Here is a 13,005-nt window from a genome sequence, read left to right as displayed (position 1 = left end):
AATATTACATTTTCGTAACAAAGCGGAGGTGATAGAGATAAAATAGTTTTTTACACAATAAAAAAGCAAAATCTCTGTGTGTAACAGAAATTTTGCTTTTTAGATTACGTATAGCTAAACACGACGCATATAAACTTATTTATATATGCTTATTTTACCAACTGTTCCGTCTTTATTCTGGCCTTCAACTTTAATCTTAATCCCTAACTGCGGTAATATACGACTGCTATCCGGCACTTGTAATTTATTAAACGCTGCAACACTATAGTTAGCATCCGAGAATAATGGTACAGGCCTTGTCGATGGTTTCTTAAAGAAATAATTGCTGGCACGATTGTATTGCCCATAACTTACAGTATTAAATGCTGCATCATACATTTGTGTATCTGACATTGGAATTAAACCCGTCGATGTTGTAATATTCGCAGGATTCGCATCCACTACACCAACTAAACTCTTACCATAATGTTTCGCTAAGTTCGCATTATCGGCAAATGATTCATTAACATACCAAATAATTAATCCTTTACCGTACTGATTCATACCGAATGGATCTTTAATATGGCTTAGTCCTTTATCCACCCCATTATGAGAACGCCATTCTAATAAATAATATTGATGATAACTTCTAATTTTTCCACTTTTATTTTTTTGTCTTATCGGTGGTAAATTAATCTTCACAACATCATTGTTAACACCTTTTATACTTGCCTGATCCAGTAAATAATATTTCTTTTTAGATGAAATATCTTTATAATTCAATGCGCTACCAATCATCCAGTTACCGCCATATATTTGCTGTAAATCCGATTTCGCAAACGGGCTTAATCCAACGGGTTCCATCCCTGGAATCACCCCTGCATCCGCACCGTAGCTCATCAATGACCAGTAGCGAATCGGCTCACCAGAATGGTTCGCGGCACTTGGCGCTGTATCATATTCATCAATTAAACCTAGCATATGTCCAAACTCATGAGCAAATGTACCTACTGTACTGTCTTCAGCCAGCACACCATACTCAGCCACACCTAATCGTTTCTTGTAAAATTTAGACTGCTTACTAAATGTACCTGGTACTGTCTTTGGATTACCGTTCCTATCAAATGGCACTTCAGATACGTGTTCCCAAATTGAATTCTTTAAGAATTTGCCGCCGCCTTCACTTTCTCCAATACCACTAAACACCACGACAAGTTTATCGACAATACCATCAGGCTCATGAATGTTACCATCCTGATCTAAATCATAATAGTCATACTGATCAAATTTATTCATGTTAATATTTTTATCTTTCGCTGCATTTGCTGCCGCTTCCATGATCAATTCAGACACTTTTTCATCTTCATTATGTCCATAATAATTTAATGGATGTTTCGCACGATACCAACCCGATACTTTCCCTTGTAATAATAAACTATTCCCAGATACGTTTTGGTAATATTTTTTGATCGACATATAGTCTTTTTGATCTGGGCCTTTAAATGTATCACCAAAAAATAGTTTTTCGTAATATGCTTTATCGTATACTTTTCGATAATTTGCGGTTTCTGACTTTTTAATTGTAGATGCCGGACTATTACTAAAGTCCATCATGACGACTAATACATTCTCTTTCATCGGTTGGCCACGATAAACACGTGGTTTAAAGGCAGGCACTGTATTTGTCTTTGTCGTTTTAGATTGTAATACAGTTGCTTTTGTTTTTAATTTATCCGTATTATCAAGTTTCACCTGACTTGAAGTTTGCGTCGGTGGTCGCGTTGTCGCATTACCGATATTTGTCGGTAACAACAAAGCTGTCATTGTCATTAAAGACAATGTTTTGCATAATTTATTCATTATTACTACCTCACTTTCATGACTTGCTCATCAATCAATGCATTATTCGAATATATTTTTAAAGTGATTTCGTCAGTTGCTTCCCTCGCTATTTTACCATGAAAATAAACATGGTAACGACTTTCAAATTTTTTCGCATCATACGCACGTGATTTACCTGGTCGATTACCATCAAATAACCCGACTTTTTCCCCATCTGCATCAATTAATTCAATTGCAATATTGTCTAATTGATCTTGTGTATATATATCGATATTAAAGCGTTGTCCGACTGATACGGTTTTCGGATACTGTACTTCAATATTACTATGTTGTTCTGATGAAGATGGTGTATTCTTTTCATTGGACTGCTTACTTTCATGTGTTGAATTAGATGCACTCGTTGAAGACTGTGTCTTGCTACTTATCGTCGTATCATCTTTTCCGAAACTTCCTGCTGCAAATGTAGAAGGATCATACCACTTATAATGGTGACCAGGCGTGCCCCATGGCTCTGCTTTCGGTTCTGTAGATTGCGCTGGTTGTTCAAAGTCTAATACTTTCGTAGGTTCATCAAGTTTGAATTTCCCTTCAAACGAAGCATAATCTTCCTGTTGCATCATCCACTTTACGAGATTATCCATTAAACGCATATGATCCATTTCATGGATACCATCATACGTGCTCTTCTTTTGACCATTATCTTCACGCACATATTTCGGCGTACTATCTTCTACAATAGAAGAATCACCGATAAATACAGCTTTCCCTTTTCCTAATTTACTGATGGCGACAAATGCACCTTCGTCTTTATAACCCGCAGTATATACCCCTTGATCAACGGCATGGGGCCATTTATCTTTTTCTGATAATTGCTCAGGATAAAGCACTCCTTTCGCTTGCTTCGGATTCGTAATGAGTAGCGTACTGCCAGCATGCATATTTACTTTCTTGACGCCATCCAGCAATCCAAACACATTGTCTTCGTCCTTTGCTGATAACACAACATTATTTAGTGCATTATAACGAAAGCGCACACCAAATGTGTCACTTAAAAAGTCACTTGATTTCACATCTTTCATTCGATCCGATTGTATTTCATCTTGATGCATCCCTTTCGTAATTTCCTGAAATGCGCCTCGACGATAACCGTTAAAAATTTCAGAAGCATCAAATCGGTTCAAGTTTCGATCAGCATTATAGTGATCAGCTATCATCATTACACTTCCGCCACCTTCAACGTATGCTTTAATTGCTTGCTGTTCGCTCGTCTTAAGCGGAATATTGGGTTCCGGCATAATAAACGCTTTGTAGCGCTTTAATACATCGAGCGTAATCGTATCATGATAACCTGTTGAGGTCGTCGTTACACCTTGTTTATTAATCTCATCATTAAATGTTGAGAAGCCACCATTGATGACCCAATCTGCTTCCCCTGCTGTTACACCGTGCGCAGCGTCAAATAAGACATCTGCTTTACTGTTAGTTGATAACTGTTGCTTATTATTACTTTGTTGTGAAGCACCACATGCTGAGAGTAATAAACTTGTCGTGATTAATGTAATTATTTTTTTCATAAGCATCTCCAATAAAAAAGTGTATTAATATATATTAACTTACATATACATTAACACACTTTTAAACTTTATTTTGTTTTATATGATATTAATCTTACTTTCATTTGATCTGATTTAAAATTAATCGCCTCATCTTTCGGCGTTGTTACTATAACGTCCGTAAGGTCATTCGATTCATTATATTCATATGTTATTAAATACGATTCAAAGTCCTGGTCGAAATTTGGTTTTTGTGCAACGATGCGATTAACATCACCATAAGAGTCTTTAACAGTATAGCCTGTAATCGCTTCTAATTCACGCGCTATTTCAGCGAGCGTCAACGATTTGCCTTCTAACAATACAAACTTTTCTTCATGCATAATTACGCCTCCGTAGTCTTTTCAATCCTATTCCCGAATATTAATGTTTCAAACATATTACTGGATTAAATAGCCTGTCGAATTAACGTTTGTTTTATTTTCCATCGTCTTAGAAGCTGATACGCCGCCTTTGATCATTAACTTCGCTTTTCCGCTTGCTATCGCTTTATAATCTTCTTTACTAATGGCCATTGATTTATAACTCGTTGTCGACTCTTTCGGTGCGTATTCATTATAGTTGACTTTGCTCTTTTTCATCCCAGTCTCCTGGAAATCAGGTGGAATAAACGAAGCATATTCAGAGAATATTTTCTTCTGACCTAGATCCAGCATACCAACATTATTATAGTACAATGGTGCATTCGTTGTATTCTCCGTCGTTACCTCATACATTAAGACGTATCCTTCAGTATCACCATTAAATAATACAACTTGATCTTTAGGCATTTGCGTCACCTTAAAAATTTGAATACGGTGAATCGTCGTATCCATCCCCGCATCTTTTAAGTTAATATTGGCATCTTTTATCGACTTCACCACTTCTAACTTACCATTCGTACTCGCTTCGATTGTATTTGGCATGATTTCTTTCGTTCTTGCTGCTTTCATTTTATTTTCATTTTTCTGCTGTTCTTTTTTAGCTTGCTCGGCTTGTGCTTTTTCTTTCGCAGCCTGTTTCTTTTTCTCTTCTTCTTCACGTTTTAACTGTTCTTTTATTGCTTTCTCTTTTTCTGCCTTCATTTTATCGATGTCATCTTGCTTTTCTTTAATCGATTCATCAATTGATTTATTCTTTTCTTTTAAAGATTTATATTCTTTTTCAATTTTATCTTTTTGTTGTTTTAACTGTTCTACTTCTTTTTTGAGTTTATCAGTATTATCATTACTACAACCCGTTAAAAATAGAGCACCTGAAATTGCAATCATCGCAAATTTTTTCAAGTTAATCCCACCTTCATCATTCTAAATTCTATTTTATCATATTATCATGCAATCATATGTGAATTACATTTCAAAATACTTATTTATTGCAATATACGATGTTTTGATAAAAAATAATATCAACATCTAAAATATTTTTTATTTATATGAAAGGAGCGATGAATGTGCGCTATCAAATATTGCATAGTCCTGTGTCCCCAAGCACCCCGAATCATATGATATTGCCGGTAATCATCTATAAAGCCGTTGAAGAAGATTTTAAATCTTTATTCCAGCACAATCATTGGCATGGTTTATGGACAGGCAGTGTATTTAATGAGCAACACTTCCATCCTGATACGCATGAAGTATTAGGTGTCGTCTCTGGTCAAGCGACGCTAATGATTGGCGGAGAAAACGGCTCGACAATTGAAGTCGTTGCAGGTGATGCATTATTATTACCTGCGGGTTACGGCCACAAATGTATTACCGCAAGTAAAGACTTTACTGTCGTTGGTGCTTACCCTACAGACCAGCCATTTGAAACATGCACACAATATGATCAACTTCAATCAATTAATCAAACGATTAATAGTGTAATGTTGCCTGAATACGATCCAATAGAAGGTAACTCAGGTCTAATGTTTAAAGAATGGCATAACATTTATCACTGTGGCACTTATATAAAATAATAATAACCGGTCGTCCACTTAAGTGATTGACCGGTTATTATTTTATTAATTAAATTAAAACCACTTCTTCACTCTGAAATAGCCAATCATCCCTAATGAAATGGCAATCATGACGATCCATACTGCTAAATAACCATATTTCCAGTGTAACTCAGGCATTACATCGAAGTTCATACCATAAATCCCTGCAATTAATGTTAATGGCATGAAGATAACTGAATAAATCGTTAAGATTTTCATGATATTATTCATCCTAAATGAGTTAAGAGAAATATAATTATCTCGGATATCCGCTGTCATCTCACGCGATGATTCAATCATCTCAACTTGTTTAATTAAATGGTCATTAATATGATGCAAAAATATTTTCTGTTTCTTATTTAGTGCGAGTACTCGACCTTCAAGCAATCGGTAGACTAAGTCGCGCATCGGCAATACAGTTCGTCTGATCAGTAAAAGATCTTCTCTTAAATCAAACGTTTCATCAATTAAGTTCTCAGTAGAGATGTTGACTGAGTGACGATCTTCAAATGAGAATACTTTATCTTCTAAATCATATACAAACGGGAAATAGTTATCGACAATCGCATCAAGCGTTTTATACATGACTTCATTCGTTGTTACTTTTTCATTCGGCTTTTTATTGAGTAACATCTTCCATACTTTATCGACCTCTTCTGAAGCTTCTTTATGATACGTTACGATGAGCGAACTATTAATAAATATATCAATTTCTTCCGGCTTCATCGTGCGTAAATCAATAGCATGGAAGACGAAGAATAAATAATCATCGTACTCTTTATATTTAGGACGTTGATTCACTGTTGTTGCATCCTCAATAGACAATGGATGGAAGTGAAAAAATTGACTCAACAATAAATTTTCTTCTGTCGTCGGTTCACTCATATCTACCCATAACCATTTCGGTGTCACTTCTATTTCATACGGTGAGTTGCATACATGTAAAGTATTTAATTCATCAATATATAGCGTTCTAATCATGTTACACCTCTAATATCTTTATCATTTTATTTCCATTTAATGCACGTTGATATCCTAACTTATGGTTTAGCTTGTACATCGGAATATTATTAGGATCAACGTCGCACTGAATCATTGTAATGCCGTGTTGTCTAGCCAATGACGCGACGTATTGTTTTAATTGTGTCGCATAGCCCTGATGGCGATAATTCATACTAACAAATGTTGATTTTATATGGGCATATTCATTTAAATTAAACCATATAAATGCGCAAAGCTGTCCGTCTTCTATTACAACGATACGGTCGTTCCGATGTTTCATGAGCAATTGTATAGATTCATAGCGCAATTCAACATCTAAAGATGTGAAGTGGTACGCTTCATTATAATATGTCGGTATACTTTCGTGTAAATATGCGATTTGTTTAAGTAACGTTATTTCTGAATGATTGATTTCTCTCATAAGATTCACCTTTATCATTGTACATGGATATAACCGATATCTCCACAGTTTACGCATCAAGAAATACATCACATCATTTTCATTTTACACCTGTTATATATACAATAGAAGGTATAAGGTTCTGTACCATTACAGCAAACCCCTTTGTTTTCAACACTTTTAAAAAATTTAATCGTTTTCAAAAATAATGTGATTCAATTCACGAAAAGGTGTTATAATTAAATTGTGAAGTAATTAACAAAAAGAAATTTGGAGGGATTAATATGTTTAAAGAAGAGACGAAAAAAACAAATGCATGGGAAGGTTTTAAAACTGGTAAATGGAACAAAAGAATCGACGTTCGAGAATTTATCCAATTAAACTATTCTTTATATGAAGGCAATGATGAATTTTTAGCAGGTCCTACAGAAGCGACGAAACAATTATGGGATCAAGTAATGCAATTAACGAAAGAAGAACGTGACCGTGGCGGTATGTGGGATATGGATACGAAAGTCGTATCAACAATTACATCACATGATGCAGGTTATTTAAATAAAGATTTAGAAACAATTGTAGGGGTTCAAACAGAAAAACCATTCAAACGTTCAATGCAACCATTCGGTGGTATTCGTATGGCGAAAGCAGCTTGTGAATCTTACGGCTACGAATTAGATAAAGAAACTGAACGTATCTTTACTGACTACCGTAAAACGCACAACCAAGGTGTATTCGATGCTTACTCTAAAGAAATGTTAGCTTGTCGTAAAGCGGGTGTCATCACTGGTCTTCCAGATGCTTACGGTCGTGGACGTATTATCGGTGACTATCGCCGTGTTGCTTTATACGGTGTAGATTTCTTAATGAACGAAAAACAAAAAGACTTCAATAACTTATCTACTACAATGTCAGAAGATATCATTCGTTTACGTGAAGAAGTTTCTGAACAATATCGTGCGTTAAACGAATTAAAAGCATTAGGTAAAATTTACGGCTTCGACATTTCTCGTCCAGCTGAAAACTTCAAAGAAGCAGTACAATGGACTTACTTAGCTTACTTAGCAGCAATTAAAGAACAAAACGGTGCTGCAATGAGTTTAGGTCGTGTATCTACATTCTTAGATATTTATGCTGAACGTGACTTAAAAGCAGGAACAATTACTGAAATGGAAGTACAAGAAATCATCGACCACTTCATCATGAAATTACGTCTAGTGAAATTCGCTCGTACACCAGACTACAATGAATTATTCTCAGGCGATCCAACTTGGGTAACTGAGTCAATCGGTGGTGTTGGTATTGATGGCCGTCCATTAGTAACGAAAAACTCATTCCGTTTCTTACATTCATTAGATAACTTAGGTCCAGCGCCAGAACCAAACTTAACAGTATTATGGTCTACACGCTTACCTGAAAACTTCAAAAAATATTGTGCAAAAATGAGTATTCAAACAAGCTCAATTCAATATGAAAATGATGATTTAATGCGTGAAAGCTATGGTGATGACTACGGTATCGCTTGTTGTGTAAGTGCGATGAAAATTGGTAAACAAATGCAATTCTTCGGTGCGCGTGCAAACTTAGCGAAAACTTTATTATACGCAATCAACGGTGGTAAAGATGAAAAATCTGGTGCACAAGTTGGACCAAACTTCGCACCAATCACTGATGAAGTATTAGATTACGATACAGTATACAAACAATTGGATGCAATGATGGATTGGTTAGCTGGCGTTTATATCAACTCATTAAACGTGATTCACTATATGCATGACAAATATAGTTATGAAAGAATTGAAATGGCTTTACATGACACAGAAATTATTCGTACAATGGCTACAGGTATTGCAGGACTTTCAGTTGCTGCTGACTCATTATCAGCTATTAAATATGCTAAAGTTAAAACAATCCGTAACGAAGAAGGATTAGTTGTAGACTTCGAAACTGAAGGAGAATTCCCTCAATACGGAAATAATGATTCACGTGTAGACGATATTGCTGTACAATTAGTAGAATCATTCATGGGCAAATTACGTAAACATAAAACTTACCGTGATTCTGAACATACAATGTCAGTATTAACAATCACTTCAAACGTTGTTTATGGTAAGAAAACAGGTAACACACCTGACGGACGTAAAGCGGGTGAACCATTTGCTCCAGGTGCAAACCCAATGCACGGTCGCGATAAAAACGGTGCGTTAGCTTCTTTATCATCAGTTGCTAAATTACCTTACGACTGCTGTAAAGATGGTATTTCAAATACATTCTCTATCGTACCTAAATCATTAGGTAAAGAAGACGAAGCACAACAACAAAACTTAGTCGGTGTATTAGACGGATATGCAATGCAACATGGTCACCACTTAAATATTAACGTATTTAACCGTGAAACTTTACTTGATGCAATGGAACATCCAGAACAATACCCACAACTTACAATCCGTGTATCAGGTTATGCAGTAAACTTTATTAAATTAACAAGAGAACAACAATTAGATGTAATTTCAAGAACATTCCACGAAAAAATGTAATCAATAAAAGGACGGGGTATTAATGATCAAGGGACACATTCATTCAGTAGAAAGCTTAGGAACCGTAGATGGACCAGGACTACGCTATATATTATTTACACAAGGCTGCCTGTTACGTTGTCAGTTCTGCCATAACCCAGACACGTGGGAAATCGCCACACCTTCAAGAGAGGTTACAGCTGATGAGATTGTGGATGAAGTGTTACCTTATATCCCCTACTTTAATGCATCAGGTGGTGGTGTAACTGTCAGTGGCGGAGAGCCGCTACTGCAGTTACCATTTTTAGAAGCATTATTTGCTAAACTTAAGCAACACGGTATTTCAACATGTGTCGACACTTCAGCGGGTTGCTTTAATGAAACACCTGCATTTATGCACCACTTTGATAATATGCAGAAAAATACAGATTTATTCCTGTTAGATATTAAACATATCGATAACGATAAACATATTAAACTGACAGGGAAACCGAATGATCACATTCTGAAATTTGCGCGTTTGTTATCTGATAGAAAACAACCGGTATGGATTAGACACGTACTCGTTCCTGGTATTACAGATGACGAAGCTGATTTAATCAAACTTGGTGAATTTATTAATACATTAGATAACGTTGAGAAATTCGAAATATTACCATATCATCAATTAGGAGTGCATAAATGGGAAGCAATGAATTTACAATATCCATTAGCAGACGTTGAACCACCAAGTGATGAAGAAGTAAAACGTGCTTATGATTTAATTAACTTTAAAGGTAAAACACCTTTGAATTAAACATAAAAAAGCTTTCAGCCAAAAATTTTGGCTGAAAGCTTTTTTAATGTTCATCGTACGTATCAAGTAACATCATCTCATCATAATTGATAGACTGTCTGAGTTCTACAGCTAAATTCGTTGTGATCTTACCTTTTGCAAAGAGTCGGTTAATTAAATCTTTCTCAGCATTTAATACGTCTAATGCAAATAATGTTTCTTCGTCTTCTAATGATTCACTCGTCATATTACGTTTCAGTTGATTCACACGATTTAAGTAGTTGTCAGAAACGAGTGCCACTTCAACACGGTTATCAACGGTCATCTCATCTGCCAGGCGCTGAACTACATTGTAGTGCACACGCGCGGCAATCTTTTGAATTTCCTGTAAGTTATTCTTAATAGATAACGAGCTTGATTGATTAATACGATTCGCGAAAGCTTTTCGTTTACGATGCATCCTAAAGATAAATAACATTCTTCTAAAGAAATTAGTTGAATGAAAGATTTTCGAACGCTCAATATACTGTACATAGTTATTAAATGAACTTTGTGTTATTTCATTCGTACTAATCATTTCATCTAATGTCTTCATTTCAGTATTCATTGCAATTACATGTAAACGATCGATCTCTTTCGGACTGTGATTACGATCACTCACTTCACTATAGAAACCGACCTGCATCGTATATTGACGAATTAAATTGCCGGCAATAATGCTATTCTCTTTTGTCGTATTATCATGGATATACTTAATACCATATTCTTTTAATTTAATGCGTGCATCTTTAAAGCTGAGTAATGAATTGTCAACTTGTGGCGTAACTTTCGGTGTTAATATCGGCAACAGCATTTGCGCTACTATTAAACTGATGACAATCACACCAGCAGCGATGAATAATAAGTTATCTCTGTAGTTGAATATTTCGCCTTTAACAATTTCAATTGGAATTGTTAACGCAATCGCCATTGAAATCGTACCATGAACACCACAAACAGTTGCAATCATTGCGTATTTAAAGCGACTCGGACGAACTTCTTTCGTATCGATATTTTCACGATTTAATATACGTTCGAAACGACTTTCTCGTATATAGAACATATCGTATAGGATGAAGACCCAGATGAATCTAAATAAATAAACAAGTAACGCGATGATTACCATATAAATAAACGTCGATGTAATATCTTCGTTACCACTTTCAATTAATGACATCGTCACTTCCGGAATTAAATAACCGAGTAGTGTAAAGACGAAACCGTTTAATACAGTCGATAATAATCCCCACGTATTGTTATAACCGATTTGCAAACGTGTCGTTGCCTGACTCATTCTATCGCGTTCAATACCATGAACAATACCGCCAATTACAGCTGCGATTACACCCGAGGCATGGATTTGTTCTGCCAGTTCATAAATGACGAATGGCGTGAGTAACTGAATTAATATAAATACATATTCATTGTAAAATCCTTTACGGATCAATAGAATTCTAAGCTGTACAAATAATAAACCTACAAATAATCCAACGATTAATCCACCAAGTGTAGCTACCATAAATTGCGAAATTGATTCTGATACACTAAACACACCCGTTGTTAATGCAAGTAATGCAATCTTAAAGCTTAAAATACCTGCTGCGTCGTTTAGTAACGACTCCCCTTCTAAGATGGTCATTAACCCTTTCGGTAACTTCTTACCTTTTGCAATCGCTTGTACTGCAACAGCATCAGTTGGACAAATAATTGCAGCAAGTGCGAAACACGCAGCAAGGGGTAAGAACGGCATCATCCAGTGCGTAATATAACCTAAACCGATAACTGTCGTAAATACTAACCCCATAGCCATTAATATAATCGGCTTTAAATATTTTAAGAAGGTAATTCTTGAAACATGATATCCTTCTAAAAATAATAATGGTGCGATAATACCTAATAGAAATAGTTCAGGTTCAAATTCTACGTTTAACGGTACTGGTGTTAAGAAGATTAACATACCAATTGCAATTTGAATAAAAGCTAATGGTACTTTCGGTAAATAAAAATGTATAATCGTTGATAAAATAATTGCAAAAACAAGACTTAAAATAATAATAAAGCTTCCCATGCGTCACCTCGCGATATCTCTCTAGATAAATCATTATACCCGTTATGAGATAAATATTACATTAAATTAGCATTAAAATAAAAAAAGTAAGTAGTCTACAATAAAAGACTACTTACACAATAATTTATTGAGAATCACGAGATGGCCCGTAAATCGGTGGAACCCTTAAATCAGCCTGACGCATTAATACGGTCATTTGACCTCTATGATGTGTTTGATGTGTGATCATAGAAAATAATAAATGACCACGTGGCATAGTCGTTCCGAAGAAATCAACATCTTCTAATAATGACGCATCTGTTAATTCCGCTTCGTATACTGATAATGTATTGTTATAAATTGTTTCTGCTGCTGCAACGATTTCAGCAGTTGTTTCAGGTTGTGGTGAACCAAATGTTACACCTTCAACTTGTAGACCCGCTTGATGCGCAAATCCACCAACACTTGAAACAACGTGCCAAGCAATCTCACCTAACGTACGGTCTAATTCTGATACCGCTTGTTCTAACGATTCGTCTGTTAATTCTTTTAAGCAGGCAATCGTCGTATTCGCTTCCTGACGATAATGTGTTAAGAAATCTTGTTTTGTACGAAACATGGTATGTCCCCCTTAGTTGTTATATTAATAATATACCGGGATTATTGATTGAATGCTATGATTATGATTTCGGGAGTTTTTGAGGTGAGGTTTTTTTGGATGAGTGAGTGAAATTCTGGATTTTTGCTCACTAAGTTCTCATTGACAACATACCAAATATTATTTATGCTAATAAAAAAGAAAGGAGTGATGTCTTATGACGAAATTAAACTTGGTAAC

Annotated in this window: 11 protein-coding genes; 3 read left to right on the top strand and 8 right to left on the bottom strand. The window is 35.5% G+C overall.

Annotation, left to right across the window (positions count from 1 at the left end; translation table 11 throughout):
• Positions 1–135: 135 nt before the first annotated feature.
• The 4 genes from OCL94_RS00565 to OCL94_RS00550 all read right to left on the bottom strand — a co-directional run bounded on the left by OCL94_RS00565 (position 136) and on the right by OCL94_RS00550 (position 4,699).
• Positions 136–1,839 (bottom strand): immune inhibitor A, encoded by a 1,704-nt coding sequence (locus OCL94_RS00565; protein WP_262993495.1) that lies wholly within the window; start codon positions 1,837–1,839, stop codon positions 136–138.
• A 5-nt stretch (positions 1,840–1,844) separates the two neighbouring features.
• Entirely contained in the window at positions 1,845–3,395 is a 1,551-nt protein-coding gene (locus OCL94_RS00560; RefSeq protein WP_262993493.1) for a DNA-binding protein, read from the bottom strand.
• A 68-nt stretch (positions 3,396–3,463) separates the two neighbouring features.
• Complete coding sequence (locus OCL94_RS00555; protein WP_262993491.1) at positions 3,464–3,757, bottom strand: hypothetical protein; 294 nt, start codon at positions 3,755–3,757, stop codon at positions 3,464–3,466.
• Between the two features lie 57 nt (positions 3,758–3,814).
• Positions 3,815–4,699 (bottom strand): DUF5068 domain-containing protein, encoded by an 885-nt coding sequence (locus OCL94_RS00550; protein WP_262993489.1) that lies wholly within the window; start codon positions 4,697–4,699, stop codon positions 3,815–3,817.
• 164 nt (positions 4,700–4,863) lie between these two features.
• Between OCL94_RS00550 and OCL94_RS00545 the strand changes: the two genes are divergently transcribed.
• Entirely contained in the window at positions 4,864–5,370 is a 507-nt protein-coding gene (locus OCL94_RS00545) for a cupin domain-containing protein (protein ID WP_262993488.1), read from the top strand.
• 54 nt (positions 5,371–5,424) lie between these two features.
• Here OCL94_RS00545 and corA read toward each other — a convergent pair whose 3' ends face one another.
• Together corA and OCL94_RS00535 are read right to left on the bottom strand one after the other, a co-directional pair.
• Positions 5,425–6,372 carry a magnesium/cobalt transporter CorA gene (gene corA / locus OCL94_RS00540; protein ID WP_262993486.1) on the bottom strand — a complete coding sequence of 316 codons (948 nt, stop codon included), beginning with the start codon at positions 6,370–6,372 and terminating at the stop codon, positions 5,425–5,427.
• Between the two features lies 1 nt (position 6,373).
• Positions 6,374–6,814, bottom strand: a complete 441-nt coding sequence (locus OCL94_RS00535) for a GNAT family N-acetyltransferase (RefSeq protein ID WP_262993484.1) — start codon at positions 6,812–6,814, stop codon at positions 6,374–6,376.
• Between the two features lie 263 nt (positions 6,815–7,077).
• Here OCL94_RS00535 and pflB point away from each other — a divergent pair, with 263 nt between their 5' ends.
• Both pflB and pflA read left to right on the top strand, forming a co-directional pair.
• On the top strand, positions 7,078–9,327 hold the full coding sequence (pflB, locus tag OCL94_RS00530) for a formate C-acetyltransferase (protein WP_262993482.1): 2,250 nt from the start codon (positions 7,078–7,080) through the stop codon (positions 9,325–9,327).
• Positions 9,328–9,349: 22 nt separating this feature from the next.
• Positions 9,350–10,102 carry a pyruvate formate-lyase-activating protein gene (gene pflA, locus OCL94_RS00525; RefSeq protein WP_262993480.1) on the top strand — a complete coding sequence of 251 codons (753 nt, stop codon included), beginning with the start codon at positions 9,350–9,352 and terminating at the stop codon, positions 10,100–10,102.
• A gap of 43 nt (positions 10,103–10,145) precedes the next feature.
• On the opposite strand, the gene OCL94_RS00520 is transcribed toward pflA, so the two are convergent.
• A complete protein-coding gene (locus OCL94_RS00520; RefSeq protein ID WP_262993478.1) occupies positions 10,146–12,188 on the bottom strand; it encodes a cation:proton antiporter in 2,043 nt (680 codons plus the stop codon).
• Positions 12,189–12,312: 124 nt separating this feature from the next.
• Entirely contained in the window at positions 12,313–12,786 is a 474-nt protein-coding gene (locus tag OCL94_RS00515; RefSeq protein ID WP_262993476.1) for a DinB family protein, read from the bottom strand.
• Positions 12,787–13,005: the final 219 nt, after the last annotated feature.

It is taken from the genome of Macrococcus capreoli (genome assembly GCF_025628935.1).
GTDB lineage: Bacteria > Bacillota > Bacilli > Staphylococcales > Staphylococcaceae > Macrococcoides > Macrococcoides capreoli.
Note: the sequence above shows the minus strand (reverse complement) of the source record. Positions and strands in the feature narration are given on the sequence as shown.